The organism is Candidatus Limnocylindrales bacterium, from assembly GCA_035626395.1.
GTDB lineage: Bacteria > Desulfobacterota > Binatia > UBA1149 > CAITLU01 > DASPNH01.
This window is the reverse complement of the sequence record DASPNR010000042.1, coordinates 738890-756321: the sequence shown is the minus strand read 5'-3', so window position 1 is coordinate 756321 and position 17432 is coordinate 738890. Positions and strand designations below refer to the sequence as shown.

Sequence of the window (17432 nt, the reverse complement as noted above, 5' to 3'; positions counted from 1 at the left end):
ACATGACGCCCGAGATGTTCTTCGGACTCTACGTCTTCGTCCTGGCCGCCTTCGTCGGCTACGGCGTGATCAGCGGTGTTCCGCCGCTGCTGCACACGCCGCTGATGGCGTTCACCAACGCGATCTCCGGCATCTCGCTGGTCGGATCGCTGGTGGCGGCCGGGGCTCAGTACAACAGCTTCAGCACCGTGCTGGGCTTCATCGCCGTGCTGGCCGCGACGATCAACGTCGTAGGCGGCTTCCTGATCACGGACCGCATGCTGAAGATGTTCCGCAAGCGTGGTGGAGGCAGGGCGTGAGCGGTCTGGCCGAATTCCTCTACTTCGTCGCTTCGGTCCTGTTCATCCTCGGCCTGCGCGGGCTGACCAGCGCCGAGACCGCGCGGCGCGGCGTCTGGATGGCCGAGGCCGGCATGGCCGCGGCCGTGCTCGGGACGCTCATGCATCCCGACATCGTCACCTACAAGTGGATCATCATCTCGGCCGGCATCGGCAGCGCCATCGGCGTCGCCATGTCGGCGCTCATTCCGATGACGAAGATGCCCGAGCGAATCGCGCTGAGCCACGCCTTCGGCGGCCTGGCGGCGGCGCTGGTGGGCGTGTCCGAGTACTACCATCACACGCACGAACTCGGCCACGAGCTGGCACGCATCACCATGGGTGCGCTCGGGTTCGAGGTGCTGTTCGGCGGCCTGACCTTCACGGGCTCGCTGATGGCGTTCGGGAAGCTCCAGGGCGTCATTCCCGGACGCAACATCACCTACCCCTACCAGAACGAGTCGAACATCGCGCTGTTCGCCACCGCCGTCCTCCTGCTGGTGGGCATGACGGCCTGGCCGGCGCTGTCGTGGATGCTCTACCCGATGCTGCTGATCGCCTTCGCCGTGGGCGTGCTGCTGGTGATCCCAATCGGCGGCGCGGACATGCCGGTGGTGATCTCGCTGCTGAACTCGTACGCGGGCCTGGCGGCCGCGGCCACCGGCTTCGCCCTCGGCAACAACGTGCTCATCATCGCTGGCGCTCTCGACGGCGCTTCCGGCTTCATCCTCTCGATCGTCATGAGCCGCGCGATGAACCGCTCCTTCACCAACGTGCTGTTCGGCGCCTTCGGCAAGGTCGACGAGAGCGCGGTGGCCGTCTCCTCGACCGGCGCCGAGGTGCGTGAGGCCAGCGTCGGCGATGCGGCGATGCTTCTGAGCGGCGGCCAGAAGGTCATCGTGTGCCCCGGCTACGGCATGGCCGTTGCCCAGGCGCAGCACGCGCTGCGCGAGCTGGCCGACCTGCTCGAGAAGGAAGGCGTGGAGGTCAAGTACGCCATCCATCCCGTGGCTGGCCGAATGCCGGGCCACATGAACGTGCTGCTGGCCGAGGCCAACGTTCCCTACGATGCGCTCAAGGAGCTCGAGGAGATCAACGACGAGTTCGCCGAGGCCGACGTTGCGCTGGTCGTGGGCGCCAATGACGTCGTGAATCCGGCCGCGAAGACCAACACCAATAGCCCGATCTATGGCATGCCGATCCTGAACGCCGATCTGGCCAAGGCGTGCATCGTGCTGAAGCGTTCGATGAATCCCGGCTTTGCCGGCATCGAAAACGACCTGTTCACGATGCCGAACACCGTGCTCGTGTTCGGCGACGCCAAGGACACGCTGGAGAAGATCGCCCAGGCGCTCGCGTAGGGGAGTAGAGGACACTCAGACCTCTGAGCTCACCAGGCGCTGCGCCCGGTGCAGACCTGACGGCCCAAAACGCGAGCGGCACGAGCCGTTGGGCCCGTGCCGCTCCCCCGTAGATATCACTGAGCAGGCCCTCGCGAGAAGCGTGCTCAGTGACATTCGTACGGGTGACCTGTGGGGCGGCGATGTGCCGCCCGTGCCTCTCTACTGCCGGCGCCGATCGCGCGACGTCGTCTTGCTCGCCAGCGTCGACGATCCGCGCTGAGCCGACGCCGGCTCGTTCTGATGCGACATGATGTCTTCGGCGGGTGAGTCCTCACCGCCCGAGATTCCTTCGCCGCCCTGTCCCTGCTGCCAGCTCGTCATGCCCTGCTGCTGCTGCTGAGAGCCGAGCGAGGAACCCTGCTGTCCCATGCCCATGCCCTGCTGCTGCTGCTTGGAGGTGCGCCCGAAGTCGCTGCCCTGCTGCGTGCCGGTCATGCCGCTCTGGTCGCCGTAGCCCGAGCTCTGACTCCGCTGCTTGCCGAAGCCGCCGGTGCCCTGCTGCGAGCTCATGCCGCTGCTCTGCCCCTGCTGCGACCCCTGGTCCGGCATTCGCGTGGCGAAGTTCGAGCTCTGCGCATGCTGCGCGTGATGCGTGCCTTCGCGCCGATCCTCGGGCGACTGGATCTCGCCGCGGAAGCCGCCGGTCTCCTCCCCGCGCTGCTCGATGAACGACTTGAAGCGCTCGAGATTCTCGCGCGTGTTCCACGTCATCAGTCCGATGGCGTCGCCGACTGCTTCGAGGGCACCCTCGGGCTGGTACTCGAGCTGCAGCGTCACACGGCATGTCTCGTCCGAGAGCCGATGGAACGTGACGACGCCTGCGTTGTGGGCACCGTCGATGCTGGTCCAGGCGATGCGCTTGTCGGGAATCTGCTCGGTGATCTTGGCCGTCCACTCCTTCTGGCGTCCGCCGATTTCGGCGACCCAGTGAAGGGTGGCGTCATCGAGCTGCTTGACGGATTCCACGCTCTGCATGAACTGCGGGAACTCCTCGAACTGGGTCCACTGGTTGTAGGCCGTGCGAACCGGCACGGCGATGTCGATGGTTTCTACTATGCTGGAGGTGCTCGCCATGTCTGTCTCCTCTCGCGTCGATGACGCTGCGGTTTGGTCAGATGACTTTCCCGCCGCACAGACATTCAAGCCTGCACGCGCGGTTCCAAGGTTGGAGGCTGGGCCGATGGACGGCAGGCGTCAACGCCCGGAGCGGCGATTGCACGAACGCGCGACTCGATGGCGGGCCAACGAGGCCGCAGCCGAGGGACGATGTGACGCACCTACGCTGCGAGGCTCAGATGCCGATGGCATCGCAGAGGCGGTTTGGACGGGGGATGCCCACCTGACCGCCGCGCCGAGCGCGCACGGAAATCAGGCGTTGGAGCAGATCACTGGCCCGGTCGCGGCACGCTGTACGCGCGCGCCACCACTTCTTCGTAGCAGCCGTTGGCGGTGCTGCAGCACCCGCCGGTGATCGCGCATTCGTCGATCTGGTACAGCTCCTCGCCGCGATGCAGCTCGTAGTACGCGAACACCTGCTGGACGCCGGCGCTGTTGTGGCCAGCCACCAGATCGCAGTCGGAGCGGAACGCGATGCCACGGCCGTTGCCCATGATGGAGGGAAGGTCGTTGGTGCAGCCGGTCGTGCGCGTGATCGGACGCACCACACGCTTGCCCACGAAACGAACGATCTCGGAGTTGCCATCGGCGTTGTGCGGCCCATCGGGGCCGCGCTTGGAGCCGAGCGCCGGATCGGCCGGTTCTCCGGTGGATTCGAACACGACGACGGTGCTGCCGTCGCTGACCGACGGGCGTCGATGGCCGCCGTTCGGATCGCCGGTCAGCTGCCGAAGCGCCCCGGTCAGGATCGCGAACTTGAAGATCTGAAAACCGCTCGATCCGTTGTTCCAGAGATTGGCGTTGCTGGCGAAGACGGTCGACGGGCCGCCCGAGCTGACCCCCGTGCCCGACATCCGGGGATCGATGTTGAGGCCATCGAGATTTCCCGGCTCCGAAACCAGATCACGAACCGCACTGCCCTTGCGATAGTCGTAGACGTTGACGCCGGTGGCGCCGTCGCCGAACTGGTCGTGATCGGACTGATAGGCGATGTTCGCGCACTGGTTGGGAAAGAAGTACCCGCCCGGGCTGCCGTTCTCGCTTCGCGTGCCCACGGGCCCGTCGCTGATCTGGGTGATGTGGAACTGCGTCAGCTCGTTGTCGTGGAAGTCGACGTAGAACACTTCCAGGCTGCCGTCCTCGTTGTGGAAGCCACTGGGCGCGCTGCCGGGGAAGGAGCCGTCGTTGTCGTCCAGATCTCCAGTGGACTGGAAGACGATGCAGTCGGCCGTGTCGGACGGACGCGGCAGCTCGTTGATGACGGGCGCCACGGTGTCGGTGAGCTGGCGGAACTGCTGGTTGTCGAGGCGCCAGATGAAGAGCTCGGGATTGGCATCGGCGTTGCCGACCGATGGATCCAGGTCGGCAGTGGAGATGAAGGCGATGATCGACGGCTTCTGCGTGCGAAAATCGTCGGTGACGCGCGAGGCATCGTAGCTTTCGAACAGGCCGGACTCGGTCACGCGCACCGACGCCCGATCGTCGCGGCTCCACAGATAGACCTCGCGGCGGCCGAGGTGCGCCGTACCGAAGCCGAGCACGTCGCCGTCGGAGGTGAAGGTGATGTACTCGCCCCTGCCCTGCCGGATGTTGGGCTCGTAGATCGATCCGACCGTAAGGTTGGTCGCCTGCTGAATCAGGTGAACGCGCCGTGCCTCGGCGCGTTCGGCGGTGGCAGCCGCAGCCAACAGGAGCAGGCCCAGCGCCTGCGCAAGTATTCTCGAACCATGCATCTCTGGTGAATCCCCCGAAGTTCGAACGTCGCCTTCATATAGGACCCGCCGCCTGGAAGACAGCCCGAAGTCGCTCCCCCCACAAGGAAAACGCATGATGCACGTCCTCCCAGCTTTCGGCCGCTCCCTTGGGTAGCTCGTCGGCCGCGCGGCGATCCAGGACCGCGACAGTCGCCCGAACCGTTCCCGGCTCGAGCAGTTCCGCCTCGAGCGCGGCGACCCGGACGAAGTTGCGCGTGGTCATGCCCATCGGGCCGGTCCGGCGTCCCAGCGGCCCGCCCTGCTTCACATAGCGGCGCGCGTCGGGGCCGGCATGGGTCAGCGCCATGCGCAGCTCGTGAACGCCGGGGCCCGGTGCCGCCACCACCTCGAACGACTCCGACAGCGCCGTCCGAACCACCCGCGCCAGCGCGTCTGCCAGATTCGGCAGGTCCTGCTCGTGAACCTCGTGACGCGTCCCGCCGCGCCAGATCTCGACCGGCCGCAGATGGATCTTCTGCGGGCGCGCCTTCATGTCCAGGCGCACCAACAGCGTCGGCCACCGCTGCGCGGGCGCCAGCCGCCCATAGTCGGAGAGGAAGCCGGAGTTGACCTCGGTGACCTGGATGCTCCGGCCGGGCTCGGCCGGAGCGGGCGGCCCGCTGCTGCATGCGCCGATCAGCGTCCAGCAGAGGAGGACCGCATGCCCGAACGACCGGCTCGCGCGCATGTCAGTCCGAGCCGCCTTCGAAGGTCGTCTGGTTGTTGAGCTCGGACTGGCTGTAGCTCGCTTCCCAGCATCCGCCGAGCGTCGAGCGCAGCTGGACCGTGATCGGCAGAGTAAGCGGCAGCTCGGTCATTCCGCCTTCGCGTTGGGAAAGAAGCGGACCCGCGCCCTGCATCTTGAGGCTGGCCCTGCCGTTCTCGCCCGTCTTGACGATGAGAGTTCGCACGCCATCGGGCAGCAGCTCGGTGCTCTTGTACTTGACCGAGCGGGTGCCGAAGCGCCAGCACGAGCGGCTGCCGCACAGCGCATCGCCGGGAGCCGTCATCGAGAACAGCAGCGCGGCCTCGCCCTCGGACTCGTCGAACACGCACAGCTCGTAATTGTTGCGAACGTCGGGCGGCCCGAGGTCGAGAAGATCGGTGGCCTGGCCCCGGCGCCAGCTCCAGGCGAAGAAGTCGCGCTCGTCCAGCGTGGAGTTGCGGATGCGCAGCTCGGCCTCGCCGCTCGGCGCCGTCTTGCAATCCAGGCGGGGCTCGGAAACGCAGCCTGCGGTGCCATCGCAGATCTCGCACGGCCTGCACGTCCGCGGCTCTTGCGCGGTGCAGATTCCATCCTGGCAGCGGTCGCCGACCGTGCACGCATCGCCGTCGTCGCACGTGCTCGTGTTGCTTACGCCGCAGGCGCCGAGACCGTTGCAGACATCGTCCGTGCACGGATTGCCGTCGAAGGCGCACGGCGTGCCGGCGGCGGCGGCGCAGGAGTCGAGGCTTTCGCTGCACTGGCCGTTGCACTGGCCGCCGCCGGTGCACGGATTTCCCGCATGCACGGAGCACGCGCCGCCCGAGCACGTATCGGCGCCGTTGCAGAAGAGGCCGTCGTCGCAGGCTGTGATGTTGTTGGCGCCGCAGACGCCGGCGCCGTTGCAGACGTCGGTCGTGCAGGGGTTGCCGTCGGAAGGACATGGCGTGCCCGCGGCCACGGTGCAGCCATCGGTGCTCTCGTTGCACTGGTTGTTGCAGGGGCCGCCGCCCGTGCACGGATTGCCGGCGTGCGCCGAGCAGGTTCCGCCCGAGCACGTGTCGGCGCCGTTGCAGAAGAGGCCGTCGTCGCAGGCCGCGACGTTGCTGACGCCACACGCGCCGGCGCCGTTGCACACGTCGTCGGTGCAGGGATTGCCGTCGGCCGCGCACGCGGTTCCGGCCGCATCGAAGCAGTGATCGGCAGCTTCGTTGCACTGATCGCCGCACTGCCCGCCGCCCGCGCACGGATTGCCGGCGTGCGCCGAGCAGCTTCCGCCCGAGCACGTGTCGGCGCCGTTGCAGAAGGCGCCGTCGTCGCAGGGGGCAGTGTTGGCAACGCCGCAGCCGCCCGCGCCGTTGCAGACGTCGTCGGTGCACGGATTGCCGTCGCTGGCGCACGCGGTGCCGGCAGGCGCCAGGCAGCTGTCGGCGCTCTCGTTGCAGACGTTGCTGCACTGGCCGCCGCCGCTGCAGGGATTGCCGGCGTGCACCGAGCAGCTTCCGGCCGAGCACGTGTCGGCGCCGTTGCAGAAGACGCCGTCGTTGCAGGGTGCGGTATTGGCCACGCCGCACGTCCCTGCGCCGTTGCAGACGTCGTTGGTGCAGGGATTGCCATCGGCCGTGCATGCGCTGCCGGGAGCATCCTGCTCGCAGGTCGAGGAGCAGCAGTCGCCGCCGACCTGGTTGCCGTCGTCGCAGGCCTCGCCTTCGTCCAACTCGCCGTTGCCGCAGCCGGCGAGGGCCTGCGAGACAACGTGATGGACCAGGTCGGGACCGTCGGCGTACAGCGAGCGAGTCTTCCACCAGAACGTTGCGGCGTGCGGGTCGCTGCCATCGTGATTCTGCTGCCACCGGTACGTGCCGTTGCAGGTGGCACCGTTCGTGACGGTGATTTCGCTGGCCGCAACCGCATGGTCGTCGCCGTCGAAGAAGCCCGGATGCCGGCACACCCCGACGACGTCCAGGCCGAGGCCTTCGGTGCCGGAGGTGAGATTGTCGTCGACGTTGCCCCCCGGGCACGAGGAGCCCATCGTGAACGTCGAGCTGAACTGCCCCTGGCTGAGAGAGCCGGAGGTGGAGTTGCTGCCCGAGGCGGCTACGCGCGGCGCAGCCACGAACAGCCAGTCCAAGAGACGCTGGCGCACGGCATCGCGCGCAGCCACGTGGCGCGTGCTCGAGGATTGCGTGATGTCGCTGTGGCAGAACGATCCGTACAGCTGACCGTGAGCCGGCCGCTGCGTCTGATCCGGCGCCGGCGTCATGTCCAGGCCCACTGCCATGGGACTGGCCTGCGCGTCGTACGGCAGCGCGCCGTCGCTGCGTCCCGTCCATGGGCTCGGCGAGCAGCTCGCCCACGACGTCAGCATCAATGCGCGCTTGTTCTGCGCGACCATGTCGGCGGCGCCGCTGCCGTCCATGCGCGCGGCGTACTCGCACCAGCCGTTGCCCGGCGTGCACGTGTCGATGGCGCTGGCGAAGACGTCGCCCTCCTGGCAGCCGGTCTCGAAGCTGGTGGTGCCGAGAAAGTCGTAGTCGCTCGAGCCCAGCGCATCGATCATGCCGTGAAGGGAGACGACGCCGGCAATGCGATCGGCGACGCCCCAGTCGTAGGTGCCGACGCCGTTCGGCCCGGTGTTCGACGCGATCTCCATGGCCGCGCGCGCGCCGGCGCTGTGGCCGATCAGGATGAGGTTGCGCGCGGGCTCGGGGAAAAACCGCTCGATCTCCTGCACGAGCCGGTAGCGCCACTCATAGCCGGTCGTGCACGGGTCGCCCTGGCGCGTGGCATTGCAGCCGGGGTCGCCAGTCTCCCAGTCATCCATATGAAGAGGATCGGGCGAGTCCGTTGGTTGGGTACCCGAGGGGGTGGCCGTGTAGAGGTTGGCGCGGGCGCTGCTGGCGACCACGGTGACGCCGGGATGTGCGGCTTGGTAGGTGGCAATCCGCGCGGGCAGCGACGCGTTGACGGCCGATTCCAACTCGTCCAGCGCATGATGCGCGTTCTGGCGGCTGTCGTCGCAGTTCTGGACGCCGTGCACGTAGAGAAAGTTCAGTTCGACCGTGACCGCATGGGCGGCGGTTGCGTGGCAGGACATCGCCGCCACGACAGCGCACACGAACCCTGATTTTCCCCGGATCCCCACCGAACCCCCGGCCTCTAATGACAGCGAGATTGGCTGGTGTCCATCGAAAAGACGCGGCCCCGGCCGCGCAGCCGATGAGCTCTGCCTCCGGCGGCGAGTGCTCTGGACGCTGTGCCAGAACTGCTGCCGGGTGCGCTCATTCGTCGCGGCACTGGCCGTTGCAGCCGTCGCCACCGGCGGCGTTGCCGTCGTCGCATTCCTCGTTGCATCCGATGACGCCGTCGCCGCAGCGGCAGATGCGCACCAGCGTATCGAGGTGCCACACGGCCGGACCGGTTAGTCCCGCCGCGGAGTTGACGGTGCTTGATGATCCGCCGGGGAAACACCCGATAGAGACCAGCCGAGGCGACAGCGAATCGGCGATACAGAGATCGGCGTCGCTGCAATCGACGTTGGAGATGCATGGAGTGCGATCGTGACGGCAGTAGGCGGCCAGTGGCGACGTCGCTCCATTCCGTACGATCCGGGGCTCGAAGCAGGACCGGTTCTCGAAGAGACAGTCACCGGCAGCCTGAGCCCCGCAGGTGCTGCTCTCCTGGCAGTTGCGGAAAGGCTGAAGCTCGCATCGACCTTGCGCGGTGGTGCTGCACTTCTCGTCCTCCGAGCCGTCGCACAGGAACCTGTCCTGCGAGCAGTCGTTGGGCTTCTGCTGCGGCGCATTCGGCGCAGTACCGGACCCGGTGCCGATCAGGCACTTCTGGCCCGCGGGACATTCGTCGTCGTGCAAGCACGGACGAGCCGGATCGTTGTCGCAAAAGCCGCAATGGCACCAATAGCCGCAAGTGACGGGCTGCTCTGGCGCTTCCGCGCACCTGCCCACGCCGCCGCATTGAGCGTCCGTCGTACAGGCCACGGTGACATCGTCAGTGCAGCGCCTGCAGTCGGCGTTGCTCGTGCACGTGGGGTCCTCCGGACCGATGCGGTCGATGCACCTGCCGTTTCCGCGCGAAGGATGAGATTGAAAAGAGAAATTGGCACATGGCAGTTGCGCCGTCTTCTCCACGGCGCCGGTGGTCAGCTCGTGGAAAGGGACGGCAATGCCGCCGCCCACAATGGATTCCCCGAGGGGCGGTGGACAGTCGAACGAGGTTCCGCCGAAGAGACCGGCCGCATCGACCCGGCATGCAGCACCCGGGAATTGGCCGCCTTCGCATGTGAACTGATCGCCTACGGCGGGCGTCTCCTGTGGGTTGCCGCACCGCGGACAAGGCTGACTGATAGAAATTCCCAGGTACATTCGTGCGCGAATCACGCCTCCGAGCACGAGTGATCCCTCGGCGGCGTCGATGGTGCCCACGAAGTCCTGCTCCACAACCGTGACCATGCACATGGGGTTGCCTGCCGACGAAAGCGGCACAGGCGGCAGGAACATGGAGACGCACGCAACACCGGCGGGGCAGTCGGCGTTGGTGACGCAATCCTTCTGCGTCGTGCGACAGTGTCGCCGCTGAACCGGCCCGCGCACCTCGCATTCGGGATCGACAAGGCAGTCGCACGTCGCGTTGCAGCTTCCGCCGTCACAATCGCCGTCGCTGGTGCACGGCAGGTGACTACTGGAGCAGCGGTGCACGACCTGCATCGTCAGGAGATGGGCCTCCGGCACCGGACTGCCGTGTGCGATCCCGGTCGAGCCATAATCGATCGTTGATGTGGATGCGGTGAAGATGTCGAGCGCGGTGCACCCTGGCTCGACGGTCATGCAGCAGGATCGGATACGCCCCAGCCCGACCGCCGCGTGCAGCACGCGCAGCGCATCGCTGGCCGTCACCCGCACGTCGCCGTCCACATCGCAGATGCACGGCCGCCCGTCGCACTGCGCCCCGCCGACGCTGGCGTGGAGGACGGCCAGGGCGTCGCTGGCTTTCGGCGTGGACCCGGCCGTCACGGGCTGGCCGCAAGCGTCGCCGGCCAACGCAGCCGGAGCGCGGATGAGCACCGCCAAGATCGCGCCAGCAACGACCGCGCGGGCAGGAATGGTGGGCGGCATGACCGCACCCTACGGCACTGCTGTGCCGAGCGGCAACCGCCAAGGCCGACTTCATTTGTGCGACTGTGTGGGCCTGCTACCCAAAGACATGAGCACGGCCGAACCGAACCTGGCACCTCACGCACATCTGTTCCCGCCCCTGCCGCAGGCTCGCGCCGCGCGATTCGCCGAGTTCACACCCGGTAGCGCCGACTATTTCCCCGGCGTCACCGGCATCAAGCTCGAAGAGGTCCGTACCGACTATGCACGGATGCGCCTGCCGTTCCGGCCTCAGCTGAACCAGCCGGCCGGCGTCATGCATGGTGGCGCCATCGCCACGCTGATCGACACCGTGGTGGTGCCGGCGATCGGCGGCGGCTACGACGAGCCGCATCGCTACTCCACCATCGACATGCAGATTCAGTACCTGGCGCCGATCATCGGCGAAGATGCGGTGGCGGAGGGCTGGATCACCAAGCGCGGCCGCTCGATCGTGTTCTGCCGCGCGCAGGTGCTGACAGGATCGGGAACGCTGGCCGCTCTGGGCACCCTCGTCTACAACGTGCGGCCGTGGAAGAGCGCTTGAGCAGCCGGCGTCGTCTCTAGCGCCGGCCGCTCATTTCTTACGAGCTGCAGCGTGGCAACGGCTGCGGGAGTGCAACTGCAGCGCACCGACGCGCCCCGCGATCAAAGGTCGGCCGGCGGCTCCGGGTTCGGCGCAGGCGGCTCGGGCCACTGCCCGCGTTCCGGCCGACCTTCGCGCACAGTTCGGGCGTACGGCTGGACCAGCATCGCGATGGCCGCCAGCACCAGCGTAGTCACCGCGACCACGACGCCTGCTTCGGTTCCGAGATAGAGCCAGACGAGGCGTCCGAGCATGCTGCTGCTCTCGGGAACGTTCGCGCAGAACTCGACGGCCGCCCGTGCCTCGCCTGTCTTGGTCGAACAGTAGGCCCACACGTAGAGGTTCTTCGGGAGGATGTGCAGCCAGCCGAGCAGCTGATGGAACGGCAACGCCTGCCACGTCGCGCTCCCCCAGTGCCACAACTCATAGGCCCAGACGGATCCGGCGGCCGCGAAACCGGCGATCATGATCGAACGCGCAAGCATGGTGCCACGCTAGCCGTCCGCCGGCGGCCATGCGAGTGAAAAGCAGCCTGTCCGTTGCGGCAGCGCCGTTGTGGCCGCCAAGTGCGTAAGCACTGCGGCTGCCGCTGCGTAAGAACCAGCGGCTGCCCTCGGGGTGCCGCGTCCTACGCCGTCTTCCCCGGCGACAACGTGAAGTAAATCGTCGCGCCTCCCTCGACGCTGCCTTCGGCCCACACCCGCCCGCCGTGCCGCTGCACGATTCGCTGAACGGTGGCGAGGCCGATGCCGGTCCCCTCGAATTCGGAGACCAGGTGCAGGCGCTGGAAGGGACGGAACAGCTTGCCGACGTATTCCATGTCGAAGCCGGCGCCGTCGTCGCGGACAAAGTAGACGAGCTCCCCGTCCTGCTCGGTGACCCCGAACTCGATCCGGGCGGATGGATGCTTGCCCGTGTACTTCCAGGCATTGCCGAGCAGGTTCTCCACCACGATCCGCAGCATCGAGCGGTCTCCCGAGGCAGGCGCGCGCTCGGCGATGAGGAACTGCACGTCACGCTCCGGCTGCGAGCGGCGAAGCTCGGCGGCCACGGCGCGCGCCACCGGCGCCAGATCGATGCGCCGGCGCTGGATCGCGTTGCGCGTGATGCGCGACAGGTTGAGAAGGTCCTGGATGAGCTGCGCCATGCGCCGGCTGCTGCCGTGGACGCCTTCGATGTAGTGACGGGCGGTCTCATCCAGCGCCTGCCCGTACTCGTCGAGCAGCAGGCGGCTGAAGCCCTCGATCACGCGCAACGGCCCGCGCAGGTCGTGCGAGACCGAATATCCGAAGGCTTCGAGCTCCTTATTGGCCGCCGCCAGCTCGGCGGTCCGTTCCTGAACGCGCTGCTCGAGCGCTTCGTTGAGAAGCCGAATCTCGGCAGCCGCTTTTCGGCGGTCGGTGACATCACGCGCCACGCCCTGCACCGCCACCGGGACGCCGTCGCGCATCACCGCCCGTGGGCTGATCTCCAGCGTCAGGCGGCGGCCGTCCTTGGTCAGCACGTCGGCCTCGAAATCGCGCGGAGCTTCCCTGCCCTCGACCACGGCCTGCATCAGCTCGAGTGTTCGCGGAACGTCCTCGGGAGCAAGGACGTCGATGATGTTCAAGCCGGCCACTTCCTCGCGCGAGTAACCGACGGTGCGCTCGGCAGCGCGATTGATCGCCACGAAGTTGCCGAACACATCATGCACGTAGACGAGATCATTGGCGTTCTCGACGAGCTCCCGGTAGCGCTCCTCGCTGGCGCGCAGCGCCTCCTCGGCCTGCTTTCGGTCGCTGACGTCGCGAATGGCGGTGACGCTGCATTCGCGGTCGTGGTAGGGGACGGTACGGCCGATCAACTCTGCATGATAGCGGGTGCCGTCGGCGCGCAGGCCGATGGCCTCGTAGCGCTCGGTGCTGCCGGCGCGAAGCCTGGCCGCCACCTCCTCGCGCGACTCGGGCGCCACGAGATTCAAGACGTCCATTCCGAGTACCTGCTCGTAGGAATGGCCAGACATGGCGAGGCCTGCCGGATTCGCGTCGATGATCGAGCCCTCGTCGTGAATGAAGATACCCTCGTACGTGGCTTCGGCCAGCATGCGGAAGCGTTCCTCGCTCTCCGCCAGCGCGCGTGCGGCCTGCTTGCGGTCGGTGATGTCATGGACCACCACCTGCACGGCCTCGGCGCCCTCGTACATCAGCGGCATCGCCACCACCTCGACGTCGCGCACCGAGCCGTCCACCCGCACGAATCGCTCCTCGGCGCGCTCGCCGGGACGCTGCTCCTGCAGCATGCGGCGGATGCGCGCGAGCACGAAAGGCCGATCGTCGGGATGGACGAAATCGAGGATGGGCTTGAGATGGAGGTCGGACGCATCGCGCGCGCCGAGCAACCGCACGCCGGCGCTGTTGACGAAGACGATCTGTCCGCCGCGATGCACGGCGATGCCGTCCGGCGACATCTCCACCAGCAGGCGATAACGCGCTTCGCTTTCCTGTAGCGCGAGTTCGGCACGCTTACGTTCGGTGACGTCGGTGAGAGACCCGGTGATCCCTACCGGAACGCCATCTTCGAGATGTCGGCGGCTCGAGCTTCGCACCCAACGCACATCGCCGTTCTTGGTGAAGACGCGGAACTCGACCGGCTCGCGGCGCCCCTCGAGCACACGCGCGAAGCTGGTGCGCAGCTCGGCCAGATCCTCGGGGTGGATGAACTCGGAAAACGGCCGCGCCATGAGCTCCTCGGGCTTGTGGCCGCTCAGGCGCTCCAGCGCGGGACTGATGTAGGTGATGACGCCGTCGAAGCCGACCGTGAAAACGACGTCGTTCATCTCCTCGACGAGATTGCGGTAACGCTCCTCGCTGCGGCGCAGCGCTTCCTCGATGCGTTGACGCTCGGCGTTGTCGCGCTGCAGCTCACTGGCGCGCGCCCGTGCCTGTTCCAGCAGCTGCACGCTGCGGATGGCGCTGGCCGCGTGGGCAGCGAACATCGAGAGGATGCGCTCGTCGTCGGCGCTGTAGGTACGGTCGGTCGTGTACTCGCTGACGCCCAGTGCGCCCACCAGCTCGCCGCCGCAGGTCATCGGCACGATCAGGATTGCGCGCACACCGTGTGCCGCCAGCTCGGGAATGCGGTGCTCCCACGTCTGATAGTCGTCGAGAATGAGCGAGGTCCCGGTGCGCGCGACGCGTCCGGTCATTCCCTGGTCAATCCCGAAGCGCGTTCCGATCTCGAGCGTCCCGCCGATGGTAGCTGCGACCTCGACGTGCTGGGTCTCGGCGTCATAGAGAAAGACCGTCGTCGAGGAGTTGCCGAGCAGCTTGGTGACACGCTCCATGAGCGTCTGGAGGAGGTCGGCGACCCTCGTCTGGATGGACAGGTCGCGCGAGGCCTCGTACAGAGCAGCCAGCTTTTGTGCCCGCCGCTCCAGCTCGGAAGCTGGATCGCCCGTATCGGTTTCTTTCAGCGTCGCTTTCATCGCCGGCCACAGGCAGGGGCAAAGGAGCGCCGGCGGCCGATGGTCGCCGGCGCAGCGGTCAACGAGGAGGGTTATCCCCGCCCGACGCCAGAAGCGGCCGGTTATGCCACGCCGTTCGCGGCTACGGCAAGGTGGGCGCAGCGTTGAATCGGCGGCTGTGGCACGCGAGAATCCGCGTCTTCGGGGTGTGGCGCAGTCTGGTAGCGCACCTGCTTTGGGAGCAGGGTGTCGGAGGTTCAAATCCTCTCACCCCGACCATTTCGTCCGTCCTACGCGCCCGTAGCTCAGTCGGATAGAGCATCGGCCTTCTAAGCCGAGGGTCGCTGGTTCGAGTCCAGCCGGGCGCGCTCAACTGCCGAAGCCGATATCTAAGATTACCTCGTGCTCGCCGCTCGCCAGCTCGCGGCTCGGGTCGAGTGTGTGCACGCACATCGGATCGGCCGGTCTCTGCCATGCCGACGCGCGCGGCGAACAATGGCGCGCTATCGCGCGCCACCGGGCAGGAGCCCCAGCCGTCGCAGCTCCTCCATCATCGCCCGCACCGCGGCCCCACGGTGGCTGCGCGCGTTCTTCTCCGCCGGCGCGGCCTCGCCGAAGGTGCAGTCGAGATCGTCGCGGAAGAAGATCGCGTCGTAGCCGAAGCCGTTGGCCCCTCGCTCCTCGTCGATGATGCGGCCTTCGCAGCGCCCGCTGACGACGATCTCCTCACCGGAGGGCAGCACCAGCGCCAGGACGGCAACGAAAGCGGCGCGGCGGTCGGCGAGCCCCTGCACTTCGGCGATGACCTTGAGATTGTTGGCGTGATCGTCGCACGGCTCGCCCGCGTATCGCGCCGAATAGACGCCGGGGCGGCCGCCGAGCGCATGGACCTCCAGGCCCGAATCGTCGGCAAGAACGGCGTGGCCGGGCAGCTCGCGGGCGAACGTTCGCGCCTTGAGAAGCGCATTCTCCTCGAACGTCGTGCCCGTCTCCTCCACGTCCAGTCGGACGCCCAGTTCCTCGGGCAGACGCAGCTCGACGCCGGAGCCGTCGAAGAGGAAGCGGAAGTCGCGAAGCTTGCCCTTGTTGGTCGTGGCCAGGACGACGTGGCGCAGAGGTGAAGTCATGGTCCGCGTTGCGAAGGTGTCAGGACCCGAGGGCGGTGCGCTGCGCGGCCAGGAGCTGCTGGATCCCGTCCCAGGCCAGCGCCGTCAGGTCATCCAGCGTCGAGCGGGTGAAGGTGGTGCCTTCGCCGGTGCCCTGAACCTCGACGAACTCTCCCTCCGACGTCATCACCACGTTCATGTCGACGTCGGCGCGCGAATCCTCCTCGTAGGCCAGGTCCAGCATCGGCGTGGCGCCGACCATTCCGACGCTGATGGCAGCCACGCCGCGCGTGACCGGCAGCCGGCGAACCAGCTTTGCCGCCACCAGCCCCTTGCAGGCGATGGCCATGGCTATCCAGGCGCCGGTGATCGCCGCCGTGCGCGTGCCGCCGTCGGCCTGGATGACGTCGCAGTCCAGCTTGATGGTGCGCTCGCCCAGCGCTGGCATGTCCATGGCCGCGCGGATGCTGCGGCCGATCAGGCGCTGGATCTCCATGGTGCGCCCGCCGACCTTCCCGCGCGCCGCCTCGCGGTCGTTTCGGGTATGGGTGGAGCGCGGAAGCATCCCGTATTCGGCGGTGACCCAGCCCGTTCCGCGGCCCTTCAGGAACGGCGGCACGCTCTCCTCGACGCTGGCCGTGCAGATGACACGCGTCCTGCCCATCTCGATGAGCACTGAGCCCTCGGCGTGCTCGATGTATCCGGTGGTCAACCGCAGCGGCCGCAGGTCGCCGGGCCCTCGCCCGTCGGTTCGTACTGTCATTTTTTTGTCGCTCTCGCTGTTTTGTGTTGGATCGGCTTTCGAAGCCGATGGTAATGTCCGCGCCGTTCGAAGGGGTGGGCCAAGGGGGTCCGGAGCTTCCTTTCAACTGGCAACACCGCACCGCGACGTGCGCGCCATTGACCCCGACCGACTCGCAATCGGAAGGGGCTCCGGCCACTCACCTACTCCCTCAGAAACGCCAGAATTCGCTCAGTTACCTGCTGCGGCTTCTCCAGCTGCACGAAGTGTCCCGCGCCGTCGAGAACGACCTTGGTCAGCCCGGCCGTGAAGGACGCTTCCATGCCCTCGGTCATCTCGAGTCCCATGCAGTGGTCGTCGGCGCCGTGCATGTACATGGCCGGCACACCGATCGGCTCTAGGCCAACGCGCATCTGGTCCGACATCAGCGCCGGATCCTGCAGGGCCGGATTCAACAGACAGCGGTAGTAGCCCAACGCGGCTTCCAGCACGCCGGGCTTGCCGAGGGTCTCGATGACCGGGGCGATGTCGGCTTCGGTGAAATCCCACGTCGGCGACCAGTCCTTCCACAGCCGGCGGATGAAGCGGAAGTCGTTCATGGCCACAGCCGTTTCAGCCAGCGGACCCTGGAAGAAAAACATGTACCAGGAGCGCTTCTGCTGCTCGTAGCTCTCGACGAAGGCCGTGGCCAGACGCTGGCCGTAGGGCACTGCGGCCGTCACGATCCGGTCGATCTTGTCGGGGCCGAGAACGGCTGCCGCATAGCTGGCCAGCGCGCCCCAATCGTGGCCGAACAGGATCGCTTTCGCGCCCGGCTGCAGCGCATCGATGAGCCCGAGCACGTCACGGCCCAGGGATGCGGTCTGGTAGTTGCCGTCGGGCGCGGGCTCGGTCGGCGCGTAGCCGCGCATGTACGGCGCGACCACGCGGTATCCGGCCGCCGCCAGCGCCGGCATCTGGTGCTTGAAGGTCAGCGCGGTGTCGGGGAAGCCGTGGAGGCACAGCACCAGCGGGCCCTGCCCCATCTCCAGGGCCGCGAAGCGAAGGCCGTTGGCCTGTAGCTCGATCGTCCTGGGCTCACTCATGTCGCAGAACCTCCTGAAGACTCGCGGC

General features: G+C 67.3%; 13 protein-coding genes and 2 tRNA genes. 5 read left to right on the top strand and 10 right to left on the bottom strand.

What is annotated here, in order from left to right; translation table 11 throughout:
- The first annotated feature begins 2 nt into the window (after nt 1-2).
- Nucleotides 3-299: an NAD(P) transhydrogenase subunit alpha gene (locus tag VEC57_18865; protein HYC01203.1), complete on the top strand. Its 297-nt coding sequence runs from the start codon at nt 3-5 to the stop codon at nt 297-299.
- Nucleotides 296-1678: an NAD(P)(+) transhydrogenase (Re/Si-specific) subunit beta gene (locus VEC57_18860; protein HYC01202.1), complete on the top strand. Its 1383-nt coding sequence runs from the start codon at nt 296-298 to the stop codon at nt 1676-1678. Before VEC57_18865 ends, VEC57_18860 begins: the two co-directional genes overlap by 4 nt.
- Nucleotides 1679-1879: 201 nt before the next feature.
- Here the strand turns inward: VEC57_18860 and VEC57_18855 are convergent, their stop codons facing one another.
- The 5 genes from VEC57_18855 to VEC57_18835 form a co-directional block, all read right to left on the bottom strand.
- Complete coding sequence (locus tag VEC57_18855; GenBank protein HYC01201.1) at nt 1880-2794, bottom strand: SRPBCC family protein; 915 nt, start codon at nt 2792-2794, stop codon at nt 1880-1882.
- 311 nt (nt 2795-3105) lie between these two features.
- On the bottom strand, nt 3106-4569 hold the full coding sequence (locus tag VEC57_18850) for a hypothetical protein (GenBank protein ID HYC01200.1): 1464 nt from the start codon (nt 4567-4569) through the stop codon (nt 3106-3108).
- Nucleotides 4570-4603: 34 nt separating this feature from the next.
- Entirely contained in the window at nt 4604-5278 is a 675-nt protein-coding gene (locus VEC57_18845; GenBank protein HYC01199.1) for a DUF3313 family protein, read from the bottom strand.
- 1 nt (nt 5279) lies between these two features.
- Nucleotides 5280-8411 (bottom strand): hypothetical protein, encoded by a 3132-nt coding sequence (locus VEC57_18840; GenBank protein HYC01198.1) that lies wholly within the window; start codon nt 8409-8411, stop codon nt 5280-5282.
- Nucleotides 8412-8574: 163 nt separating this feature from the next.
- Nucleotides 8575-10425 (bottom strand): DUF4215 domain-containing protein, encoded by a 1851-nt coding sequence (locus VEC57_18835; GenBank protein HYC01197.1) that lies wholly within the window; start codon nt 10423-10425, stop codon nt 8575-8577.
- 88 nt (nt 10426-10513) lie between these two features.
- Here VEC57_18835 and VEC57_18830 point away from each other — a divergent pair, with 88 nt between their 5' ends.
- Nucleotides 10514-10990 (top strand): PaaI family thioesterase, encoded by a 477-nt coding sequence (locus VEC57_18830; GenBank protein ID HYC01196.1) that lies wholly within the window; start codon nt 10514-10516, stop codon nt 10988-10990.
- A gap of 101 nt (nt 10991-11091) precedes the next feature.
- Here VEC57_18830 and VEC57_18825 read toward each other — a convergent pair whose 3' ends face one another.
- On the bottom strand, nt 11092-11496 hold the full coding sequence (locus VEC57_18825; protein ID HYC01195.1) for a hypothetical protein: 405 nt from the start codon (nt 11494-11496) through the stop codon (nt 11092-11094).
- Nucleotides 11497-11657: 161 nt separating this feature from the next.
- Complete coding sequence (locus VEC57_18820) at nt 11658-14492, bottom strand: PAS domain S-box protein (protein ID HYC01194.1); 2835 nt, start codon at nt 14490-14492, stop codon at nt 11658-11660.
- A 181-nt stretch (nt 14493-14673) separates the two neighbouring features.
- On the opposite strand from VEC57_18820, the gene VEC57_18815 reads away from it, so the two are divergent.
- Both VEC57_18815 and VEC57_18810 read left to right on the top strand, forming a co-directional pair.
- A tRNA-Pro gene (locus tag VEC57_18815) sits at nt 14674-14750 on the top strand.
- 15 nt (nt 14751-14765) lie between these two features.
- A tRNA-Arg gene (locus tag VEC57_18810) sits at nt 14766-14839 on the top strand.
- A 135-nt stretch (nt 14840-14974) separates the two neighbouring features.
- Here the strand turns inward: VEC57_18810 and rdgB are convergent.
- The 3 genes from rdgB to VEC57_18795 all read right to left on the bottom strand — a co-directional run bounded on the left by rdgB (nt 14975) and on the right by VEC57_18795 (nt 17404).
- Nucleotides 14975-15598 (bottom strand): RdgB/HAM1 family non-canonical purine NTP pyrophosphatase, encoded by a 624-nt coding sequence (rdgB, locus tag VEC57_18805; GenBank protein HYC01193.1) that lies wholly within the window; start codon nt 15596-15598, stop codon nt 14975-14977.
- 19 nt (nt 15599-15617) lie between these two features.
- The gene (rph, locus tag VEC57_18800; GenBank protein ID HYC01192.1) at nt 15618-16340 is read right to left on the bottom strand and encodes a ribonuclease PH; all 723 of its coding nucleotides are present in this window, start codon (nt 16338-16340) and stop codon (nt 15618-15620) included.
- 182 nt (nt 16341-16522) lie between these two features.
- A complete protein-coding gene (locus tag VEC57_18795) occupies nt 16523-17404 on the bottom strand; it encodes an alpha/beta hydrolase (GenBank protein ID HYC01191.1) in 882 nt (293 codons plus the stop codon).
- Nucleotides 17405-17432 lie beyond the last annotated feature (28 nt).

Bases quoted from the DNA above. Each gene is read 5' to 3' on its own strand.
- VEC57_18865 (HYC01203.1), top strand. From the start codon at position 3: ATGACGCCCGAGATGTTCTTCGGACTCTACGTCTTCGTCCTGGCCGCC.
- VEC57_18855 (HYC01201.1), bottom strand. From the start codon at position 2,794: ATGGCGAGCACCTCCAGCATAGTAGAAACCATCGACATCGCCGTGCCG.
- VEC57_18850 (HYC01200.1), bottom strand. From the start codon at position 4,569: ATGCATGGTTCGAGAATACTTGCGCAGGCGCTGGGCCTGCTCCTGTTG.
- VEC57_18845 (HYC01199.1), bottom strand. From the start codon at position 5,278: ATGCGCGCGAGCCGGTCGTTCGGGCATGCGGTCCTCCTCTGCTGGACG.
- VEC57_18835 (HYC01197.1), bottom strand. From the start codon at position 10,425: ATGCCGCCCACCATTCCTGCCCGCGCGGTCGTTGCTGGCGCGATCTTG.
- VEC57_18830 (HYC01196.1), top strand. From the start codon at position 10,514: ATGAGCACGGCCGAACCGAACCTGGCACCTCACGCACATCTGTTCCCG.
- VEC57_18825 (HYC01195.1), bottom strand. From the start codon at position 11,496: ATGATCGCCGGTTTCGCGGCCGCCGGATCCGTCTGGGCCTATGAGTTG.
- VEC57_18820 (HYC01194.1), bottom strand. From the start codon at position 14,492: ATGAAAGCGACGCTGAAAGAAACCGATACGGGCGATCCAGCTTCCGAG.
- rdgB (HYC01193.1), bottom strand. From the start codon at position 15,598: ATGACTTCACCTCTGCGCCACGTCGTCCTGGCCACGACCAACAAGGGC.
- rph (HYC01192.1), bottom strand. From the start codon at position 16,340: ATGACAGTACGAACCGACGGGCGAGGGCCCGGCGACCTGCGGCCGCTG.
- VEC57_18795 (HYC01191.1), bottom strand. From the start codon at position 17,404: ATGAGTGAGCCCAGGACGATCGAGCTACAGGCCAACGGCCTTCGCTTC.